This is a genomic window from Bradyrhizobium sp. ORS 285, from assembly GCF_900176205.1.
In the GTDB taxonomy this organism is placed as follows: domain Bacteria; phylum Pseudomonadota; class Alphaproteobacteria; order Rhizobiales; family Xanthobacteraceae; genus Bradyrhizobium.
Genome location: NZ_LT859959.1, coordinates 6,319,639 through 6,342,597, shown reverse-complemented (window position 1 = coordinate 6,342,597; position 22,959 = coordinate 6,319,639). Strand labels below are relative to the sequence as shown.

Below are 22,959 nucleotides of genomic sequence, written 5' to 3'. Positions count from 1 at the left end.
CTCCGCTGTTTGCCCGAGCGCGAAGCCCCAAGCGCTAGGCGCTAAACCGTTCGCCGATGAATTCCCCCACCCGCCGGCGCCAGTCCTGCAGTTCTTCCATCTGTCCCGCCAAGTCGCTTTGGCCGTCGCAGGCATATTCCAATCGTCTTGCGCAGGCCGATAGATTCCTGAACCCCAATGCGCCTGCTGAAGAAGCGATCGTATGAGCATCATTCCGGATGACCTTTTGGTTCGTGACGTCGACGAAGCGGCGGGCGAGGTCGGCGGCGAATTTTTGCGCGAGATTCTTGGCCTTGCCCTCGCCGATTATGCTCGACAGCTCGGCAAACACTCCCTCGTCCAGAATGCAATCGTCCACCGTCACGGGCGGCATCTCCGGCGCCAGCGGAACGGATTGGATCATGGGCGGCAGCAAATCCGTGCCAGACGATTCGTGGCTTCGACAAGCAACCCAATGATCGATCATCCGCTGCAATTGATGCGGTTCGAAAGGCTTGCCGATATGATCGGTCATGCCGGCCTGCTTGAAACTCTCGATCTGATTGACCAGAACCGCCGCAGTCATCGCGATGATCGGCATCGTCGCGTATGGGCCCCCGAAAGCGCGAATGCGGCTCGTCGCCTCGACGCCGTCCATCACCGGCATCTGCACGTCCATCAAGATAATATCGTAATCCTTGCGCCGGACCGCATCGACAGCATCGGCGCCATTGGACACGACGTCGATGCGATGACCCCATTGTCCGATGATGGACAGCGCAAGCTCCTGGTTCACGGGGTTGTCTTCGGCGAGCAGAATGTCGGCGGGAGGGCCATGACCTGCAGCGTCGCTCTCCGGCGGAAGCGTCGCAGGTCCTGCTGCACGCGCACCGACCGGAAGAGCCACATCGAACCAGAACTCGGATCCCTCACCTTCTCGGCTGAGGAAATCGATGGTGCCTCCCATCAGTTCAATGAGGCGCTTGCAGATCGAGAGGCCCAGACCGCTGCCGCCATAGCCGCGCGCGATCGACCCGTCGACCTGGCTGAACTTTTGGAAGATTCGAGGCCGCGCGGCTTCCGAAATGCCAATTCCGGTGTCGCGAACGCTGACACGCATGCGCGCATGTTCGGGACTGCCGCCTCGATCCGATACGGTCACCAGCACGCTTCCGTGGGCGGTGAATTTCAGCGCGTTCGAAACGAGGTTCATCAGGACCTGCCTGAGACGGTTGTCGTCGCCGACGAGATATTCAGGCACCTCCGGCGCAATCTCGGCACGCAAGCTCAGTTGCTTTGTGCGAGCCTCCTGCTGCAGGAGTTCGAGGGTACTCGAGACAAGTGAGCGGATCTCAAAATCGCGAGGATCCAGTTCAAGACGGTTTTCTTCAAGTTTCGAGACGTCGAGCACGTCGTTCACGATCGACAACAGCGATTGGCTGGCGCCATGGATCAGCCGGACATGCCTTTCGGTCGCGGCGTCCGTCGGAGACTGGCTTTCCAATATCAGCCGGGCAAAGCCGATGATGCCGTTGAGCGGCGTCCTCAGTTCGTGGCTCATGGCTGCGAGAAACTCGCCCTTGGCGCGCGCGGCGTCCTCCGCGGCCTTCTTGGCCGCTTCTAACTCCTCTTCAATCGCTTTGCGGCGCGAGATATCTCGCAGCGAGCCGAGAACGCCTGAGACGTTTCCGTTCGAAGGATCTTTCAGGGCCCGCAACGTCGCCTCGACCCATACCCAATGCCCATCTCGGTGGCGAATCCGATTGGTGATCGTCGCGTTTTCGACTTCTCCTTCGAGCAACGACTGAAAGATCTTCGAGACCCGCTCGGCGTCGTCCGGGTGAACCTGACCGATCGGCCTGGTACCAATGATCTCCATCGCCTCATAGCCGAGAAGTTCGAGCGAGGCGGGCGATACGTAGCGTCGGACGAGGTCGCGATCGAGCTGGAAAATCATATCGGAACTGTTGTCCGCCAACAGCCGATAGCGCGCCTCGCTCGCCTCCAGGCACTGCGCGGCCGCTTCGGCGACATCCTTGGCCTTGCGCAATTCCACGCTCTGAAGATGGCGATCGGTGACGTTGCGGATCACGACCAGCGTGTCTGGACTCGTTACGCTCTCCGGAGCGAGCCGCGTATAGATCACCTCCACCCAGATCCAGTATCCACCCTTGTGCTTGATACGGTGAACGCTTGTGACAGATGTTTCTCCGGCACGCAGCAATGCGCGCTTCTCGACGAGCTGGCCCAGATCGTCGGGATGCACGAGCTGCTTGCGGTCGAGCGCCTCGAATTCCGGCGCGGTATATCCCAGATTGCTGAAGACCGACGGACTCACGTAGAGACGCTCATCGGTGGCGTCGCGGAGGAGAACAATCACGTCCGTGGTGTTCTCGGCCAGCAGGCGGTAGCGAGCCTCACTCTCGGCGATGCGGCGTTCATGCTCCAACTGAGCGGTGAGGTCGACGGCGATTGCCAGGAAGCCCAGCTCTTCGCCGCTCTCCGACCGCAATCGGCTCAAGCTCAGGCGGACCGGGATTCGCTTTCCGGCGCGGGAGATGTATGTCCAGTCCCGAATCTCGGAATGTGTATGGCGGGCCTCGGCCACGACGACGTCCAGCCTGGGCTTGATTCGTCGCCCCAGCTTGTCGGACAGTTCTGTGGCACGAGCCTCGATTTCTTCTGGGTCATGCAGAACGGCCGCAGATCTGCGGCCAACGAGCTCTTCTGCCTGATATCCCAACAAGCGCTCCGCGGCGGGATTGAAGATCGATATGATGCCGGAATGGTCGGTCGCGATGACGGGATAGTTCGAGTGTTCGAGAATGGCCGACTTGAGGGTGGACGAGGCCCGAAGCTCCAATGTCCTCTGCCTGACCTGGGCCTCCAGAGAATTATTCAGCTCCTTCAACTCGTTCTGCGTGCGGACGAAGGACGTAATATCGAGGGCGGATGTGCCGAAGCCGACGATCGTACCGTTCTCCGAGCGGAGGAGGGAGCGATTGACCACCATGTCGAGCAGCTGTCCATCTCGCGTCCTGCGCTGAGTCACCAGCCGCACCGGCGCGGCCTTGTCGAGCACGAGACGAATTGTATTCTCGTATTGCGTCATGAGGTGTTCGGGTACGATCAGGCTGGCGAGGTTGCGTCCCAACGCTTCCGAGGCGGCGTAGCCGAACAATTGCTCGGCGGCGGGATTCCAGTCCGTCACCGCGCCCGAGAGTGTCACGCCGATGATCGCCTCGTTCGATTGGGCGACAATGTCGGCGAGACGTGACCGTTCACTCCACGCAAATTCCCGGCGCCGCAGCTCCGAAAGGTGCAAATGGAGCAAGGCGGTCAGAAGCAGTCCGACGATGAGAACGGCCGAGCCGGTCAGCGCAGGGTTGATGAGGTGCAGTTGCGCCAAAAACGGCGGCAGCGCGCGCGTTTTGATGTTCCATTCTCGGCCGTAAACGTCTAGCGAGACCTGACGGGTCTGTCCATCGTCGCTCGGCGCCGCATTCGACGTGGAATAGAACGGTGTTGTCTCTCCTGTCGCCCGGTCGGCGATCGCAAGTGAAATGTCTTCGTTGACTGAAGGAAGACCTGAGAGGACGTCGTCGACGATCAGCGGAGCGTAGGTCCATCCGATCGCAGCTGCCCGACGTTGTTCCAGCGTTCCGATAGGCTGATCTTGTCGGTACACCGGAAGCAGGAACAGAAAACTGCGGGCCTGCTTTCCGGACGCCTGTACGAGAGTGATCGGTGCGGTGAGCTGAGCGCGACCGGTATCGATCGCAGCCAACGCCGCCTCGCGGCGGCGGGCTTCCGACCCGATGTCGAGGCCGACCGCCGCGGCGTTTGGTGCTTCGGGTTCGACGTATTGGATGACGAAGTGAGAGCCGGGATTGTCTCCCAGTTTCCGAATCGTAAAGTCTGGGCGCTCCTCGCTTTTCGCGCTCTCGAGAAAAGCACCGGTCAGCTCGCGAGGAACAATCCTGACGAAGCCAAAGCCGCGCGCTCCCTTGAATTCCTCATCGAGCGTCCTCGACGCCGCGTAGCGGCGAAACCGTTCGCGCGACAGGTCATCGCCGGCTGCGAGAACGGCCCCGCGGGCACCGCGAAGGCCGTACTCATACGTTGCGACTTGACGCTGGATCTGAACCGCGACTCTGGCGGTCAGCGTGTCGAAACGCTCGGCGGAAATCCTGTCATTGTACCAAAACTGCAGGAATGCGGCGCCAAAGGCCGCCAGAACGGTCAACCCCATGCCGACGAGGATAACGCGGCCAGAATTCTTCAAGATGGATTCGAAGCGAATCGAGGACGTCCGGGCGGCCGTGGTCGGCGGCGCAGACATCATGACCGCACCAGCCTCAGGCCGGCCGTCACGCGCGGACCGGCAACACGAACTAACAAAAGACCTGTCCCGCTTCGTCGAGCCGTTTCGAACGGGAGAGCTTGCTTGGACGCCATAGAACCTTTTCCGGTGCCTGCTCGGATTGTCGAACCGATGTGGTTTGCGGGCGGCAGAGGATCAGAAGTCATTCCGGCGCAAACTATCCAGGCGAGCAGCGATCTCAGACTAGGACGCATGTTCTCGCGATCGATTAATTGTCCGAGCCGTATAATTACGGTCTAAAGGGAGGAGATTCCGCAATCCCGGCAGGTGCGCTCGATCCTGCCGGGCTAGAACGATAGGGGCGGAGCGAGTTCTGTTCGAGAGAGTGCATAGGGCCAGGCTCCGCCTGACGCACTGCGTGTTCAATTCGCTGCGGCGCATTGCGTCGTTCTGCCGCTTGGTATCTGGGGGGGCGGCACGTCTGATCAACCGAGACATCCAGGGAGTGTCGCAGCTGACGTTGATCATCGACCTTCGATGATGTATCGCGGTCTCTCGCTAACGAACTGACAACAGGCGGTGTCATTTTTAGTCGAAGGCATTTCATTGATGGCAAGGTGAGCGCGTCGAATGCCGCACGACCCGTAGTTGCCCGGTCGAAAATGCCCGGAACCGCGAAATGTCTCATTAAGAATTGTCTTCCTATGATGAAGCTCAACTAAAGGTAGAATAATCTTCGATGAAACGCGAGGCGGGGAAAGATCGTAGTTGTTCTGTCTCCGGCTGAATTCACGGCGAAATCAATAAGAAGCTACTCAAAAGACGTAACTATCAAACAGGCGGGTCGTTCAAACGGTAATCGGGAGTGCTTCGAAATGGCTGGTGAAAGCGCGACAACGGGCGTGTTGGAATCGAAACTGTACGAAGCGTTCGATCAGTTCTCGGGGTTTGGACCGGTCGACGCCGTGTCGAAGACGACGCTGCCCCAGGCGAGCGCGGTGCAGGAGGCTGCGCCCAGCGGCACACGTACGCTCGCAAGCGATAACCTGGTCGGAAATCTCGGGCCGACGGCAAGCAATGCGCAAACACAGTCTAATCTGATCGCGTCGACCGCAGACCCCGGTTTGTTTCAGCCGGCAGCCGCTGCCGCTGAGAGCTCTGGCCCAGGCCCGCGCGGGTCTGAGCAGTCCAACAATTCGGGGACATCGCTTGAGGACGCGCCCACCAGTGCGGCGCAATTGACCGCATCCCAACCTACAGCAACCGCTCCGCTTCAGAGCCTCGGCGCGCAGCTGGCTCCGACACTCGGACAGGCTGCTGTTTCTGCGGTGGCTCGGAGCGATCAGCAGGGAAGTAGCTCCGCCGGGGCCAGCTCATCGACGGGGTCGTCGACGTCGACTCCTCCCAATACAACCCCTGCGGTCGTCCTGCCCGGGTCCGAAGGTGGTTCGAATACAGGCAATCCCACGCCTGGAACAACTACCGATACGGGATCCTCCGGCGGCACCACGACGGTCGGAGTGGTGGTATCGGGAGGCACGACAACTCCGGTCGTGACAGTCAACACCGGTGTTACAAATGGCGGTGGGACGACCATTCCCGGAATCGATATCGGCGGGTCCAACCCCCCGGTCCCGCCTCCGGGCGGGACGTCGATCTCGCTGACCGCAACAGACATTCCGCTGGTGGGCACGGTCGATGTGACCGCATCGGTGAATCTCACGCCGGTGATAAACACTGTCACTGGCATTGTCTCAGGCGCGGGCGACGTGGTCGGCACGGTGCTCGGCGGCCTGACCGGCACTCCGGCAGGCCAGTCGCCGCAGGACACGGACCTGACCATCGCGGCGCAGCTGCTCGACGTGCCGGTGGTCGGTGACCTCGGCGCCGCGGCGGCGGTGACGCTCGATCCGGTGGAGGCCTTGCTCGGCCGCGACATCGACATCAACGTCGGCGCGGTGGCAAATTTGGCGCCGGTGACGGGCGCGCTGAATGGCGTGACCGACAGCGTCGGAACGGTGCTCGGCGGCCTGACCGGCACGCCGGCAGGCCAGTCGCCGCAGAACACGGACCTGACCATCGCAGCCCAGCTGCTCAACGTGCCGGTGGTCGGTGAGCTCAGCGCGGCGGCGGCGGTGACGCTCGATCCGGTGGAGGCCTTGCTCGGCCGCGACATCGACATCGACGTCGGCGCGGTGGTGAATGCGGCGCCGGTGACGGGCGCGCTGAACGGCGTGGCCGACAGCGTCGGCACGGTGCTCGGCGGCCTGACCGGCACGCCGGCGGGCCAGTCGCCGCAGGACACGGACTTGACCATCGCGGCGCAGCTGCTCGACGTGCCGGTGGTCGGCGACCTCAGCGCGGCGGCGGCGGTGACGCTCGATCCGGTGGAGGCCTTGCTCGGCCGCGACATCGACATCGACGTCGGCGCGGTCGTGAATGCGGCGCCGGTGACGGGCGCGCTGAATGGCGTGACCGACAGCGTCGGAACGGTGCTCGGCGGCCTGACCGGCACTCCGGCAGGCCAGTCGCCGCAGGACACGGACCTGACCATCGCAGCCCAGCTGCTCAACGTGCCGGTGGTCGGTGACCTCGGCGCCGCGGCGGCGGTGACGCTCGATCCGGTGGAGGCGTTGCTCGGCCGCGACATCGACATCGACATCGACGTCGGCGCGGTGGCAAATTTGGCGCCGGTGACGGGCGCGCTGAACGGCGTGACCGACAGCGTCGGAACGGTGCTCGGCGGCCTGACCGGCACTCCGGCAGGCCAGTCGCCGCAGGACACGGACCTGACGATCGCAGCCCAGCTGCTCAACGTGCCGGTGGTCGGTGACCTCGGCGCCGCGGCGGCGGTGACGCTCGATCCGGTGGAGGCGTTGCTCGGCCGCGACATCGACATCGACGTCGGCGCGGTGGCAAATTTGGCGCCGGTGACGGGCGCGCTGAACGGCGTGACCGACAGCGTCGGAACGGTGCTCGGCGGCCTGACCGGCACTCCGGCAGGCCAGTCGCCGCAGGACACGGACCTGACGATCGCAGCCCAGCTGCTCAACGTGCCGGTGGTCGGTGACCTCGGCGCCGCGGCGGCGGTGACGCTCGATCCGGTGGAGTCCTTGCTCGGCCGCGACATCGACATCGATGTCGGCGCGGTGGTGAATGCGGCGCCGGTGACGGGCGCGCTGAACGGCGTGGCCGACAGCGTCGGCACGGTGCTCGGCGGCCTGACCGGCACGCCGGCAGGCCACGCGACGAAGGACACGGATCTGACCATCGGAGCGCAGCTGCTCAACGTGCCGGTGGTCGGCACTGCCGGCGCCGCGGCGGCGGTGACGCTCGATCCGGTGGAGTCCTTGCTCGGCCGCGACATCGACATCGATGTCGGCGCGGTGGCGAATTTGGCGCCGGTGACGGGCGTGCTGAACGGCGTGGCCGACAGCGTCGGCACGGTGCTTGGCGGTCTGACCGGCACGCCGGCAGGCCACGCGCCGCAGGACACGGACCTGACGGTCGGAGCGCAGCTGCTCAACGTGCCGGTGGTCGGCACTGCCGGCGCTGCGACAGCGGTTACGCTCGATCCGGTAGAGTCCTTGCTCGGCCGCGATATCGACATCGATGTCAGCACGGTGGCAAACCTCGACGTGCTCTCGACCAGCTCGGGCTCCATCGTCCCAAGCGTCGCGGTGAACGACAGCCTTCTCGCGCCAGTGTCGTCGGTGCCCGTGGCCTCCGTCCCAACCGCGGCGATCTCGCCCTTGGATCTTGTTGCGAGTCACCCGGCGGCGTCGGATATCGTCGTCGGGTCTTCTTCCAGCGCTCCAGCCAACGATCTCCTGTCGCAGATCGTCGGTGGGGCCACGGCAACGTTGACCTCGATCGACCATCAGGTCGCGTCATCCGCAAGCATGTTGTCGACTTCGCTTTCAACCGAACTCACGACGCTGAACGGAGGCAATTACTCGATCTCGGGTTTGGCCGACATCGCGCCGACCGTCACGGTTGCCTCCGGGACTGGAGAGCTGTTCAGCAGCAGCTCGATCGCCAGCGCCGACTTCTTCACGAATACGATCGGCCTGGCCTTGAGCCCGTCAGTCGTGCCAACCACGTCGACCTCGTCACTGTTGTCATCAGCGCAGGATCCCACGAGCATGCTTCCGACGCTCGCCGCGCCCGCGACGTCGACGTCAACGCTGCTGCCCGCGTCGGGTGAACCGACCGTATCAGTACTGCCTAGCGTGGATCCTTTGCCGCTGGTGACGTCCGTTTCGTCGACGTCGTCGCTGTTGTCATTTACCACTTCGACGACGAGCGGGCTGTTGGATGCCGCGGCGCCCCTGGCGTCGACGACGTCTCTTCTGGCGCCGACGGCGTCGAGCGCATCTCTTCTTCAGCCATCAAGCGATGTGACGTCGTCTTTGGCGTCGATCTCATCGCCGTTGTCTTCCCTCACGTCGACGACGAACCTGCTGCCGACGTCCAGTGCTCCAGAGGCGTCGACAGCGTCACTGTTGGCACCGACGATGTCGAGCGTCTCGACCCTGTCCTCGGCGTCGGGTGGCACAGCGACATCCTTGTCGACGTTGACCTCCTCGCTACTCCCGTCATCAACGTCGATCACGTCCCCATCAGTTTCGTCAACGACGTCGTCCACGACAACCGCGGTTTCGACTTCCTCCATCGCGTCGACGACGTCGTTGCTGGCCCCGACCGCATCGTTGAGCACAACGTCGCCATCGGTCACGCCGGCCACGACCACCTCCACTTTGCTGCTTTCTCCGACCACAAGCACGAGCACGACGCCGACATCATCATTCTCGACGACTTCAGCAACAACCTCGCTCTTGTCCACCACTTCGACCACGCATGCGGCGACGACCGGAACAGTGACTCCGACGCCGACGCCGACCGGAACAAGCACCTCGTTGCTCACGGCAGTCACGGCGAAAACCGTCAGCAGCATCGGGCTCCATCTATGAATGGGGACTATCTAGGGATGACATGACAGCGGTCAGCGAGAGAGAAAGGAGAAGAATCGGCTTCAATTCGACGCTCGTCGCAATGACACTTGCGCTGAACGTTCTCGGATTGTGCGTCCCACTGACGGCTCAGATCATCTTCAACCGGATCCTGCCAAATCCGAATACGACGACTCTTCCGGTCATCGTGTTCGCGGCCTTGGCGGTCACATTGCTCGAGTCGCTCTTGCGGCTCGCCCGGACCTTTCTCGCCATCGAGGAAACCCTGAAATACAACCAGACGCTGGTCTCGGCGGCTTTTGAGAAACTGGTTCGCGCGGGCGCGGCCGAAACGGCGAAGGCCGGGGCGGCCCAGGCAATCGTTTATTTCGGCCGGGTCGGACAGGTCGCCGAGGACTTCGGCGGGAAAACGGCGATTGCGCTCGCCGAACTCGCGTTCGTTCCTCTCATTCTCGCGCTGATCTTCTACATCTCTCCGCTATCGGGCATCGCGATATCGATCAGCGTCGTGATTGGCCTCAGCATCACTGCAGCCGATGGCAGGAAGATGAACCGGCTGGCGCGGATCGTCTCCCGGAAGACCGAGCGGCGATACAGTTTCCTGCTGGGCGTTCTCGGCGCGATTCATTCCATCAAGGCGATCGGCGTCGAAGGTCGCATCGCTCGCCAGTACGAGGTCTACCAGGCGGACCTTGCTCGCTACAATTACAAGATGGCGATCAAGATGGGGCGGCTGATGAACGGCATCTCGGCCTCCAATCAGTCGCTCACGGTGGTTGCGTTATTGTGCGGAGCGTACGGTGTCGCTTACGGCTCGATGACGATCGGCGCGGTCGCCGCGGTTATTCTGCTCGCGGGACGTCTCATGGGGCCGCTGCAGCGCGTCGTTTTCATTCTCATCCAGGCAAGAGACCTTTGCGAAAGCCGGAACATCATCGTCAGGCTGCTCGCGCGCGAGTCGGGGCGGGCCGTGGCGGAGAGGGAGCACTTCGTTCCGGCCGGCAGGCTGGACGCGGCCAATCTCGGATTTCGGATCGAAAGCCGACTTGCGACCGAACACTATGCCGGTCTCGATCTGCAGCTGAATGCCGGCGATTTCGTCGCGATCTCGGGACGCTCGGAAGAGGCGCTCGCTTCCTTATTGCGAATCCTGGCCGGCGTTCAGAAGCCCGAGGCTGGCGTCGTCAACGTCGATGGTCGTCCCGTCGAGGAGCTGTCGTTCCAGGCCCTCAACGCGAGCATCGCCCTCGTCACTTCGTCGGGCGCGATGCTCAAGGGAACGATACGTGACAACATCACGCGGTTCGGTCAGGTCACGGTAGAGCAGGCCCTGGGCGTCGCAGGCATGCTCGGCGTGGATCGCCTGATCAACGAACTGCCTCAGGGCATCGAAACGCCTCTTCTCGGAGAGATCGTGGAAGCGATCCCCGCGTCGTTGTGCCAACAGATCGCAATCGTTCGAGCGCTTGCGCATCGGCCCCGAGTGATCCTGCTCGACAACGTGGACCGAGGACTGGACCAATTGGCCTATGCGAACCTGCATCGCTTCCTTGCGCGAATCAGCGGACGCGCAACGGTCGTCTTGGTCTCGGATGATAAAAATCTGACCGGAGGTGCGTCGCGCCACTATCACTTGCGGTCTGACGGACTCGAACTCGACCGTTCGAAGCTGGGCGAGCAGCTTGTTACATATCGGGGATTGAAGCTATGACCGCCCGCGCATTGCTGAGCCGAGCTGAAGAGTTTGCATCTGCCGAGAACCATGACCGGCCCGTTGCGACGCCGACGGCGGCGCCTTCGGAGATCGAGCAGAAATGCGCGGCCGTCACCACCGCTGCCGCAATCATCGCCCGGGAGGGCTTCGAGCACAAAACCGCCGAGATCTTCGCCGCTCTGGTGATCTTCAGCGGTCACGATTTTCCGCTCAAGAACGTATTGGGAGCACTGCCGCGCGGCCGACTGACGCATGGCGAGACGATCGTTGTCACCGCGATGGCCAACCTCGGCTTCTACGTTGTCAAGAGCTCGGCCGCTCCGAAGGATCTCCTTCTGACCGAGCCCGCATTTCTGGTCCGCGATCGATCGGGGGGCGAGAAATTCGTCGTCGTGACCGACACGCGAACCGGACGCCGCTTCCGGCTGGTGGACGGAGCCAGGCCTGAACCGTTCGAGATCGATGGTCTGTCGCGACAACTTCGCGTCGTCACCTTCGCATTCCGCAGCGTGGTCGACCCATTGTCGGCGACCCGCCGCGGCCACACCGGCCTGAGCTGGATTGCGGCGCTCACGAGCCGGTTCCGGAATATCTGGCTCACGCTTGGCGCGATCAGCTTCTGTCTCGCGGCGCTCGGCGTGTTGTCGGCGGTCGCGATCTCGACGATATTTTCGGAAGTGATCGGCCGCGCGGCGCTCGACACGCTGCCGATGCTCGCCATCGGGCTGATCCTGATCCTGGTGGCGGACGCAAAACTCTCGCAGCTCCGTTCAAACATTCTGTCCTGGGTGGCTAATCGGCTGGAGTTTCTGGTCAACGCAGCGTCCTTCGATCACATATTGAGGTTGCCGCCGTTCCTGTCCGAGAGAGCGCCGCCGGCGGCGCAGGCGGCGCGCATGCGGTCGTTCGAGGGGATTCGCGACTTCCTCGTCAGTCCCGCCTGTCCGGCGGCGCTGGATATGGCGCTGGCGCCGTTCTACGCGGCGATTGTTGCAATGATCGACTGGCACAGCGCGCTGGTTCTGGTGGCCGCGATGGCCGCCTTCAGCCTCGTCTTCTTCGTCGGCCTGCGTTTCGCCAGAGTCCATATCTCGGTGGTCGCCGACGAGGCTACGGAGGCCCAGCGGATAGCGATCGAGACATTCGACCGCATGCAGGTGATCTCCGACCTGGGCTTGCAGCATGTCTGGGCCAATCGCCTGAGCGATCAATTCGGCCGTGATCAGGCGGCGCAAGCTCAGTTGCAGAAGCTTGGCGCGGTGGTCGAGGCCGCATCTTCGGCAGTGTTCTCAGGTTCTATCATCCTGCTCATGGTGATGCGGGGACTGGCCGTCAAATCCAGCATTGCGGGCGGTGTCGAGGTGCTCGCGATGACGATCCTCGGCCTTCGCTGCCTGCTTCCATTCCACACGTTTTGTCTCTCGGTGCTTCGTATCGAACAGATCAGAAAGAGCGTCTCCCAGGTCAACGAGTTCAAGGACATGCCGACCGAACTCGATCGGCTCAAGGCGCGGGAGCGGATGGGCGACCTGACGGGGGCGGTGAGCTTCGTCAATGTCGGTTTTCGTGCGGCGGATACCCGTCCTGTCTTCGTCGGTTTGGATCTGGACGTGCGCCCGGGCGAGGTCATCGGGCTCCACGGAGCAGCAGGTACCGGCAAATCGGTCATCCTCAAGATGATCCTTGGCATGATGGAGATCGGCCTGGGCGCCATTCGGCTCGACGGCGTCGACATCCGGCAGTTTTCTGTCGAGGAGTTGCGCCGGCGGATCTCCTACATCCCCCAACAGCCTTCATTGGTACCCGGAACGATCCGCGACAACCTGCTGTTTGCCAATCCTCTGGTTTCAGACCGGAATCTGAAGGAAGTGCTCAGAATCGTCGGCCTCCAGGAGGATATCGGCCAACTCGCGAGCGGTCTGGACCATTGCATCACTGCCGACGAAGCGCGGCGGTTCGGCGATGAATTCCGGCTGCGGGTCGCGTTTGCGAGAGCAATCCTCACAAACAGCAAGTTGGTCCTGATTGACGAGTTTCCGAATAGTCTGATGGATCGCAGCCTCGGCGTCCTGCTGCGCCGGACGATTGTGGAGTTCCGGGGCAGTCGGACGATCATCTTTGTGTCGCATCGCGCCGATTTCCTGGATGAAGCGGATCGCATCGTCGACTTGTCCTATGGCGGCGTCCCCCGGCTTCTGGCCGGCGGACGCGCGCGGAACGAGAGGCGCGCATGAAGAATGCTGGAATCATTCCAACGGTCAGGGTCGCGTTCGAGCGTGACAAGCGCCTGATGGACGCGATCGCTTTGCCGCCGATGGCAAGCGAGAGCGCGACAGTGCGCTTGTCGCGGTCTTTCGGATGGGTTGCGGCGGTCGCGACCGCCGCCGGCATCGTCTGGGCCTGCTTCGCCAACCTCAAGGAGGTCACACAGGCGGTGGGCAGCTTCACGCCGGTCGGAGCAGAGCAGGTGGTCCAGCATCTGGAAGGCGGCATGGTCGAGAGGATCGCCGTTCGTGAAGGCGCGATGGTCAAGAAGGGGGACACGTTGATCGTCCTTCGTGACGCCAATACCGCAGAGGATGATGTCGCGCTCGAGCGGCAGAGATTCGACCTGCGCGCACAGATCGCAGCGCAGATTGCGCTGTTCGAGGGACAGGAGCCGCAATTCGAGAGCTCATCGGGAAAGCACCCCGTGGAGGAGCTCGCGAACACCAATGCATTCACCGCGGCGAAGACGCTGGAGAAGAACGAGTATTCACGTCTCTCGAGCCAGATCGCACAGGCCAAGTTCAACCGTGAGGCGGCTGCCATCCAGCTGAAAGGCGCGTTGGACGAGGTGGACAACGCGGAACGAGAGGCACGCCGCTTCAACGAATTGATGCGGAAGGGGGTGGCGACAGGCCTCCAGGCCGAAGAGCGGCGCCAGGGCGTTGTGCGAGCGCGTTCGGCGGCCGAATCCGCATCGGCCAGGGAGCAGGCCGCCATCGAGCGGTTGGCCGAGGTCGAAAAGCAACTGGTCAGCTATGGCGCCGAGCTTCGCGCGAATCGAGCCCTCAAGATCAGGGACCTCGAGGCCAATCTCAACGTCGTCGACGCGAACATCGCCAAGAAAAATGATCGGAAGCTGCGTCTGACGATTACGGCGCCGGTGGCCGCCATGGTCAAGTCACTCGATGTGAATTCCGTCGGCCAGGTGGTCGGGTCCGGCCAGGTGCTCGCTACCCTCGTGCCGCTCAATACCGAGCTGGTAGCGGAAACCAACGTGCGATCCTCTGAAATCGGTTATCTACGTCCGGGGCAACCCGCGCAGATCCGCGTGGGAGCCTACGATTACACGCGCTATGGAAGCCTCGAGGGCGTCGTCGAAACGATTTCGCCGTCATCGTTCCAGATCGGCGGACAGTACTACTATCGAGTGAAGATTCGGCCTTTGGACACCCGGATGCCGAAAGCTCCGGGAGCGGTGATCCTGCCTGGAATGGAGGTGAGCTGCGAGATCATCACGGGCCAGAAGACCGTCATGCAATACATTTTAACCCCCTTGCAGAGGACGCTGAGCTCGGCCTTCAGCGAACGTTGACCAATGCCCAACAGCGTCGGCTCAAAAGACGTAGATCGAACGCGTATCCTGATCGTAGACGATGACAGCTTTTCTCTCAGCTTTCTCGAACAGTTGCTGTCTTCGCTTGGTTACCTCGTCGAGACGTCGAGCGATGGTGCCGAGGCCTTCGCGATGCTCCGGGAAAATCCGGCGCGGGCCGATCTGGTCATCACGGACAGGATCATGCCGGTCATGGACGGCCTGGCGCTGACGAGGCGGCTCAAGAGAGAGCCGTCGACTCGCGCCATGCCCGTGATCCTGCTCACGGGATCCAACATCGCAGAGGATGTTGCCGCCGGACTCGATGCCGGCGCTTTCTACTATTTGACGAAGCCGCCGTCGATCGAGCTCGTGAAGTCGGTTGTGGAGTCGGCCAAGAAGGAGGTCGACCGGCAACGCAATGTATCCTCCCGTCTCGCTGTCCATCAGGCTGCATTCGGCAATGTCGTCGTGATGCGGATGTCGCTCAGTCGCCCTCACGAAGTGGAAGGCGTCTGCAGTCTCCTCGCAAGCCTGCATTCCGAACCCGAGGCGATCATTCAGGGAATCTATGAATTGGTTCAGAACGCCGTCGAGCATGGCGTGCTGCGGTTCGGCTTGCAGAACAAGGCTGCGCTGCTGGCCGCCGGCCGATGGCAGAGCGAGCTGGACAGTCGTGGCCGAAGCCCGGCTTTACGCGGCGAGGTGGAAGCGACGATGATGCGCAAGGACGGGCATTTGGTGCTCTCCGTGAAGGACACCGGCCCCGGCTTCGACTGGCGGCCGTTTCTGTCGACAGATCCCTCGCGAGCGTTGGCGCCGAACGGACGCGGTATCGCGCGCGCCAACAACTATACGTTTAGCAAGCTGGTGTACAACGAAGCTGGCAACGAAGTCGTTGGGGTGATCCAGGCAAAGCGCCCAGCCGAGTGGTGAACATGCAGTTTCAGCGCAAGGATCGGACGATCCGGATTCCGCTCGGTGCAACGATCGTGACGTTCTTTGCGGCGACTGCCGCCCTTTTGTACTTTTACGTGGCTGGCACAATTGACAGGAACCATCAGCGATTTGATCTCGAGGTCGACGGAATTTCGCGCATCTTGTCGGCGGACGGCGACCTGGGCCTCGTACGCATCAAGGATATGGTGGCCATGCTGGCGACTGACCAGCGGTACTTGATCGAACAAAAGCTGTTTCAGTTGTCAAAAAGGTCGCCCAACGTCGTGGAGATTGGCTATTTCAGCGTCGGCGGCCGTTTCAGGCACGAGCGTTTCGTCGGCGATCGTGGAGAGCTAAGAATTGATTCCGGCGAAGCTGAGGCGCTCAATTCCGAGCTGAAACGTTACCCGTCCAGAACGCGAGGGTTTACCGCCGATCGATACCCGAAGTCATTCTCAGCGCTGAGGAGTACCGATCTCGTTCTTGTGCAGAGCGCGCCTGACCGTGAAAATCCCGGGAAGGATCTGATTGTATATCTGGTGCTGGATCTGGATGCCGCGATAGCCAAGGCGTTCGCTTCCTTTGCGACGAGTACGCGGCTTTCCGGGTTGCAGCTCAGGGTTGGCGACACTCTCTATGATTGGAAGAGCAAGATTGGCAATGAGGACAGCGGGATACTGGGGGTGTCGAAACACTCACGGAAGACTGTAACCATTGTGCGCGACGTCGAGCTGATCGTGGATTTTGCCGAACAACGTTCCGATGTCCCAGGCCTTTTCGGATTCGTGGTTGGATTGGTGTTCCTCTTTCTGCTTGCGACAGCGCTCTTCGTGATGTTTGCGAGATGCGGACGCTTGCAACAGCAGCGTCTCCAGGATGCCCTGCAGCGTGCAAATGCAGCAAATGAAGCGAAGGGCGAGTTCCTCGCAAACGTGAGCCATGAGATTCGCACGCCGTTGAACGGCATTTTAGGAATGGCAGATGTCCTCATTAGAACGGAGCTGTCGGCGCTTCAGAAGACATACTTGCAGCTGATCGCGACATCCGGATCCCTGCTTTTAACCATTCTGAACGACGTCTTGGATATGGCGAAGCTTGAGAGCGGGCAGATCGCGATCAACCCGACGCGAGTAGATTTGCCTGTCCATATGAAGGAAATTGTCAGCTTCTATTTCGCCCAGGCGCGAGAGAAGAAACTAGAACTCGTGCTCGACCTTGCGCCGCAGGTGCCACGTTACATCGAGGTCGACCCGATGAGGCTGAGACAGGTCCTTGGCAACCTCATCAGCAATGCCATCAAATTCACCCCATCCGGGAGTATTGCGATTGTCGTGTCTTACCGTCCCGCGGATGACGCGGAGGGGGTGATCGAGGTAGCGGTTACAGACACAGGGATCGGCCTCTCGGTCGAGCAGCAGAAGAAGCTGTTCCGTCGCTTTGCGCAGGCGTCCGAGGACGATCAGGGCCACTATGAGGGGACGGGGCTCGGTCTCGCCATTTGCAAGAAGCTATGCGATGCCATGGGAGGTGACATCACGGTAGATAGTAACGTTGGGGTCGGATCAACCTTCAAGTTCTGGTTGCCGGTCTCGCGGCTTCCTTCCGATAGCATGCCGATCAACAGCTGTCAGCGCATCGCCGTGATCACAGGCTCTGATGCTCAGTTCAAGGCCATCCTCAACGCGCTTTCGGATGAGGGCAGCGAATGTATCAAGCTGGACTACGGGCCTGAGCTTCCGTCGAAGGTGGCGTACTTGTTGCAGGAGGGACCGCTGCGGGCGCTGATCTTCGATCAGGATCGCGACCTTCATCGGGCCTGCGATCAGTGGCTGCAACTCAAGCGCCAGATCCCGCGCGGCATTCCAGCGGTCGTGCTGGGTGAACGCGAGGTGAGCGCGAAGTACGAGCAGTTTGACGCATTTCTGGTCAAGCCGTTTATCGGCGCGGATCTCATCGAATGTCTGCAATCGGTTGCTGTACAAGAAAAGTTGCCGACGGCAGTGGCGCGGCCTCCCAGCATAAACAACGATAGGCCCGATTGGCTCAAATTTGAAGGCCTTCATGCGCTTCTCGTGGACGACAACCAGATCAATCTCATCATCCTCGAGGAGATCATGCGGCAGTTCTGCTTCGACGTCGAATCCACGACCGAAGGGGCCACGTCGATCGAGTTGGCGAAGAAAGGCTCGTTCGATCTCATTCTGATGGATTGTCAGATGCCGGAGATGAACGGGTTCGTTGCAACGGGAAGGTTGCGAGAGCTCATGGCGCAGGGTTTGGTGAGAGAATGCCCGATCGTGGCCGTGACCGCGAACGCGCTGAAGGGTGACCGTGAGGCCTGCATCGAAGCAGGCATGGACGACGTCGTATTCAAACCGATTTCAGTGCGAAGCATGTCCGAAATATTGTCGGAGCTTCTGAAACGCGGTTTGCTAAAGCTGCCTCAGGAAACGAGGTCGCCCGCTGCGGAGCCGAACGGCGTTGTCAAAGTGATCCCGCCGGCGACGGTTGCGTCCGTGGCCGGGGCCGCAGCGACATCGTCGGGCGACGCAATTGGTCGGGAGGCCGCGGCGATTGATCCGGCCCGGACGGATACGCTTGGCGCCGACAATGATACGCAAAACGCGACGACGTCCGCGGCTCTGCTTCGACCGCCTGAGACGGTGCCGTCACCCGTTGCAGATGCGGCTCCTCGAGCCGACAGCCGCAGCAAGATCCCGTTGATGGATTTCTCCGTGTTGAGGCAGACACGCGACCTGGTCCGCAATTTCGATACGCTGCTGTCCCTGTACCGGACCGATACACGCGCATATCTGGACTTGCTCCGCGAGCGCATCGATACGCAAGAATGGGAATCAGCGGTTCTTCCTGCTCACACGATCAAGAGCTCGAGCAGGATCATCGGCGCATCGGGAATGGCGGCATTGGCTGAACGTCTGGAGAATCTACTCAGGTCGGGCGAGGCCGGTCCCGCCGATTTGCGGGCAATCCTGGTCAGAATGGAGAACATCTTCGAGCACACGCTACGGCAGTTGGATGTCCTGGAGGCCAATGGTTCTCTCAGGTCTGCTACGGCGCGGGCTTCGTGAAACCGCTTCACGCGGTCACGCCCTGCCTTGCAGCCCAAAGCTATTGCTGAGCCACCACCGTTGCTGCGGGCATCGGCCGGGGCGTGGCAGAGGCCGTTGGCGGCAGCACAGGTGTAGAAGGCGCAGATTCCGGAGCGTCGGCGCCGGCACCGACGGCGATCATCAGGGAAAGTCGGTACCTCGCAAGTTGACGCTCGCTTTGGGCAAGGGCGAGGCGCGATCGATTCAGCGAGCGCTGGGCGTCCAGGACGCCGAGCAAGATGCCGGTGCCTCCTGTCATCGCTTCCCGGGCCAAAGTCAGGCTGATCTCGTTTGCCTCGACACTCTCTTGCCACGCGGTGAGTTCTATCCGGCCACGATTGATTGAGGTCAGCAGATTCTCTACCTCTTCGATGGCGGTCAAAACATTCTGCCTCCAGTCGGCATAGCGAATACGGCAGTCGGACTCGGCGATGTCGATGGCCGCGCGGCGTCGGTCGCCGTCGAAGATTGGGGCCACGAGCGAGGAAGCGAAAGCCCAGGTGGCGCCGCTGAGAAGGCCGGCTGGCCCTTGCAGCAGCGTGGCATTGATGCTGCCGTTCAATGTAAGTGTGGGGAGCAGATCTGCCTTCGCGACGCCGATGCGTTCCGCAGCCGCATACAGCAGTTGCTCCTTGAGCCGGATATCGGGGCGGTTGCGGATCAGGTCGCTCGGGATGCCAGCCGCGTCTTTAGCGATCACGACCGGCCCCATCCAAACGCTCCCTGCAAGTTTGAGGCGTCCTGCGGGCTCGCCGATCAGCGTCGCAAGGTGATTTTGGGCGATGATCCTGTCGCGCTGGAGTGCAGGAAGCGTGGCGCGCAGGCTCGCCAGATCGACCTGAGCCTGGGAGATATCCAGCTCACTGGCCGTCCCCAACTCCTTCATGTTGCGAATCAGTGTGACCGTGTCGCGGGCATTCTTGATCGAGCCCTCGGTCACCTCGATCACGCGGCTCAGATAGTTCATTTCGATATAGGTCGCGATCAAGTCGGAGAGGAATGCCAATCGGATTGAACTGAAATCATAGCCTGCAGCCCTGAGCAATGCTTCCGACGCCCTGGTCTGCCTTGCGATCTTGCCGTTGAGGTCCAGTAGCCAGGATACGTTGATGCCGGCGGAGTTCGTCGATGTCGTGCTGAGCAGATCAGACGGCGACGCGCCGGACGATTGCGTCGTTCCGCCAGCGCCGATCTGCGGCAATCCGTCCGCACGCGCGATGGTGACATTCTGACGCGCGATCAGAAGACGGTCGACGGCCTTCTCGATATCGAGATTGTTGGATAGGCCGCGATCGATCAGGTTCCGCAATTCCTTGTTGTCGACTTGACGCCACCAAGCCACGAACCGGCTGGGTATAGGTGTTGTCGATCCTGTCGTGAAACGATCCGGGAGGCCGATCGCTGCCGGAGGAAGCCCTGCGGTCGTTTGGCAACCAACCAATGCGCACGTCGTCGCTAAGCAGAGCTTTTTAATAAGGCAGTTACAGAGTGAACGCCACATTTGAGACTTCGTTACCAAAGGTTTCAGGCCCGATCAGCATTTGCCTCTTGTGGTTAAAATGACGTTTCGAGAAAGGCAGGATTTGTCCGGGCTCGATTCAGGACTCGGACAAATGCTGACTTTCAGCCACGCTGCAGCGAAGTTTCGCCAATTTGATGTGCCCCTGTCCGGGGTCGTACGGGGTCCTTGCTATGCATAGTTAAGTGCAGAGCCAGGGGAGAGGAGACAGGGCCCTCAGAGGTGAGATGATATCGCCGATAGATCAAGATACGGCTGGGTCGTTGAATATCAATTGTCAAGAAAGCGAGGCCAAGCCTGGACACGCAGCGCCTGCCGCAATCGATCAGCTCTCAAAAATTATAGGCCCAACCAACTCTGTCACAGCACGAAGGCCGCCCAATTTCTCTGAAGTCGGATCGTTATGAAGCAATTCGATGTGAAATCCCCTTGGGAGCGGATAGCCATCGCTCGAACTCCGCCGGCCCCATAGGCTTCGCGAATAGGTAGCCTTGTGCTTCGTCACATCCAAGTTCGCGTAGTAACTCCGCGACATCAGCGGTCTCGACGCCTTCACCAACCACCCGATAACCGAGTTCATGCGACAGCGTGATCATAGAGTTAACCAACGACTTTGGTTTCGTGCCTGTCCCAAGCTCTTTGATAAAAGACCGGTCGATCTTCACGACATCAATGGGGAGCCGTTGGAGGTATGACAGACTGCTATGTCCCGTCCCAAAATCGTCGATAGCGAGCCGTATGCCGGTGGAACGTAGAGCGCTTAGCTGCCACAGGGCGCGCTCACCGTCTCGCATAACCGCGCTCTCGGTAAGCTCCAATTCGAGGAACTGCGGGCGAACGCGGTGCTTCAGCAACAGCAGCTGAACGCGCTGAACGAGATCTGACTCCTCGAGATTCGTCGCAGAAAGATTGACTGAAAGTGTCAGCTGTCGGCCGCTAGCGTGCCAATATCCGAGTTGCCGTATCGCGCTTTTGAGCACCCAATCGCTGGTTTCTCGGGCCAGCGTCGTCTGCTCAACGATCGGGATGAACTCACTCGGCGGGACCGGGCCCAATTGGGGATGGCTCCACCGCATGAGAGCCTCAGCGCCGGAACAGTCTCCGGTGTTCATGTCAATGCGGGGTTGAAACAAGAGGTGAAACTGATTCCCGCCCTCGTGCAGAGCCACCCCGAAGTCTTTCAAAAGTGCGAAGCGCCGTACATGGACTTGATCTTCTTCAGGCGAGTATTTCCTCACGGCATTCAGCGATCCGCGTGCCTCCAGCGCAGCGCTGTGCGCCATCCTCAGGATAGCCAAAGGCTCGGTCTCACCCGGACGGAATGGCGCAAGGCCGATAGAGGCCGTCTTCAGAAAGCTGCCAGTCGATCCTTTGGCTATTCTGTCGAGAAAGTCCTGTAAACGTGTCTGATACTCGGATGGGTCCACGTCAGGAGGCGCAAGGAAGGCGAATTGGGTTGCGCCGACGTGATAGGCTGTCCGATTTGAACCAAGCGCTTCGCGGACCAGCCGAGCAGAGGCGCGAACAATGTCATCTATGTAGCCAGCGCCCATGACGCGCGTGCCGCTACTGATTTGCTCATCCCTCGCCAAATCGACGAGAACAGCGATGTGCTGCGTATTGTTGTGGTCCCGCGCGAGATCCATCAGATCTTCGAAAAACTGGAGGCGGTTCGGGAGGCCGCTGACTGGGTCGATCCGGCCAAAGGCGTGTTGCAGCTCGATCTGTGCCATCACCATCTCGGCCATGTCTTTCAATGCCGTAAGCTCAGAGTCTAAGACGGCTCTAGGCTTTACACCGAGAACGCACAGGGCGCCCAGTCCATGGCCATCACGCGTGATAAGAGGCGCACCAGCGTAAAACCGGATTCCCTGTTCGGCCAATGGGCTTGTTGAATAGCGCGGGTCTTCCATCAGGTCGGGAACGACGACCACGCTAGCGGTCTCGGCAACTTCCGCGCAAGGCGCTTTGTCGCGCGGGATCGAGTCGTGTTGAACTCCGATTCGTGACTTGAACCACTGCCTATCGCTATCGGTCAGGGATACGGCGGCAATCGGGAGTTCGAAGAGCTTGCTGGCTGTGCGCGTTATTCGATCGAACGTTTCGCTTGGTGACGTATCGAGCAATCGGAGCCGCGTGAGAGCGTCCAGTCGTTCAGCTTCGTTATATTGCGCGGTCATGGTCGCTCCAGACGACGGTGTCCGGGCGAAATACGTACGCCCAATGGGAAAGGTCCAATTAAAATCGCGCGAAGCATGAAAAGTTGCCTCGTATCTATCGGATAGACTTAGCGATTGGTTAAGCAGCAGGAAAACTGCGATGGTGCTATGGCACACTGAGTCTTGTAGGTCGTGATGGGCTATTTGCCGTTTGCCTGCTTGCTGGCTAGCTACTGCTCCATCTGGTCAACCGCCTTTACCAACGCCACTCGGGGATGGCCGCCATACAACTGTCAGTCGATCGAGGCCAGCGACGGTAATAGCGATACCAGCTCTCGATCCTGAGTAAGGACGGCATCGTTTTGGTCGGACCGCAGCGGGACACCATCCGCTACGCTGGCGACCAGTTCGCCGGAATTCTGAAAGACCACGACGGCACCTTGCGGAAGGCGTCCGGCGGACACCAGATGCTGAGCGCACTCCATGTAGGCGCTGGCTACCTCGATTATCAAGGCCTAAACTAGATCATCACTGCCAGCCAGCCTGCAAACGTCGCACTCGCCACCGCGATCTCATCCGCACAGTCGATCCTAGCTATAGGTGCTGTTACCGCCTTAGAAGCTCTGTCGCTCGCTGTTCTGCTGTCGCTGCGGATAGCGGCC

The 22,959-nt window shown here is 61.0% G+C and carries 9 protein-coding genes; 6 read left to right on the top strand and 3 right to left on the bottom strand.

The features are described from left to right. Positions 1-34: 34 nt before the first annotated feature. On the bottom strand, positions 35-4,324 hold the full coding sequence (locus BRAD285_RS28435) for a PAS domain S-box protein (protein WP_006610679.1): 4,290 nt from the start codon (positions 4,322-4,324) through the stop codon (positions 35-37). A gap of 1,532 nt (positions 4,325-5,856) precedes the next feature. Between BRAD285_RS28435 and BRAD285_RS28430 the strand changes: the two genes are divergently transcribed. From BRAD285_RS28430 to BRAD285_RS28405, 6 genes are read left to right on the top strand one after another with little or no spacing between them, the layout of a single operon-like run. Further along, the gene (locus tag BRAD285_RS28430; protein ID WP_157681698.1) at positions 5,857-9,276 is read left to right on the top strand and encodes a hypothetical protein; all 3,420 of its coding nucleotides are present in this window, start codon (positions 5,857-5,859) and stop codon (positions 9,274-9,276) included. Between the two features lie 22 nt (positions 9,277-9,298). Then, positions 9,299-10,987, top strand: a complete 1,689-nt coding sequence (locus BRAD285_RS28425; protein ID WP_006613212.1) for an ABC transporter transmembrane domain-containing protein — start codon at positions 9,299-9,301, stop codon at positions 10,985-10,987. Continuing rightward, positions 10,984-13,224, top strand: a complete 2,241-nt coding sequence (locus tag BRAD285_RS28420) for an ATP-binding cassette domain-containing protein (protein ID WP_006613213.1) — start codon at positions 10,984-10,986, stop codon at positions 13,222-13,224. The genes BRAD285_RS28425 and BRAD285_RS28420 overlap by 4 nt, the downstream gene beginning before the upstream one ends. Beyond that, positions 13,221-14,570 carry an HlyD family type I secretion periplasmic adaptor subunit gene (locus tag BRAD285_RS28415; RefSeq protein ID WP_006613214.1) on the top strand — a complete coding sequence of 450 codons (1,350 nt, stop codon included), beginning with the start codon at positions 13,221-13,223 and terminating at the stop codon, positions 14,568-14,570. Before BRAD285_RS28420 ends, BRAD285_RS28415 begins: the two co-directional genes overlap by 4 nt. Before the next feature lie 3 nt (positions 14,571-14,573). Then, entirely contained in the window at positions 14,574-15,506 is a 933-nt protein-coding gene (locus BRAD285_RS28410; protein ID WP_006613215.1) for a response regulator, read from the top strand. 2 nt (positions 15,507-15,508) lie between these two features. Beyond that, positions 15,509-18,598, top strand: a complete 3,090-nt coding sequence (locus BRAD285_RS28405) for a hybrid sensor histidine kinase/response regulator (RefSeq protein WP_006613216.1) — start codon at positions 15,509-15,511, stop codon at positions 18,596-18,598. 40 nt (positions 18,599-18,638) lie between these two features. On the opposite strand, the gene BRAD285_RS28400 is transcribed toward BRAD285_RS28405, so the two are convergent. Further along, entirely contained in the window at positions 18,639-20,120 is a 1,482-nt protein-coding gene (locus BRAD285_RS28400; protein WP_006613217.1) for an efflux transporter outer membrane subunit, read from the bottom strand. Positions 20,121-20,539: 419 nt separating this feature from the next. Continuing rightward, a complete protein-coding gene (locus BRAD285_RS28395) occupies positions 20,540-22,318 on the bottom strand; it encodes a bifunctional diguanylate cyclase/phosphodiesterase (RefSeq protein WP_087877675.1) in 1,779 nt (592 codons plus the stop codon). Positions 22,319-22,959: the final 641 nt, after the last annotated feature.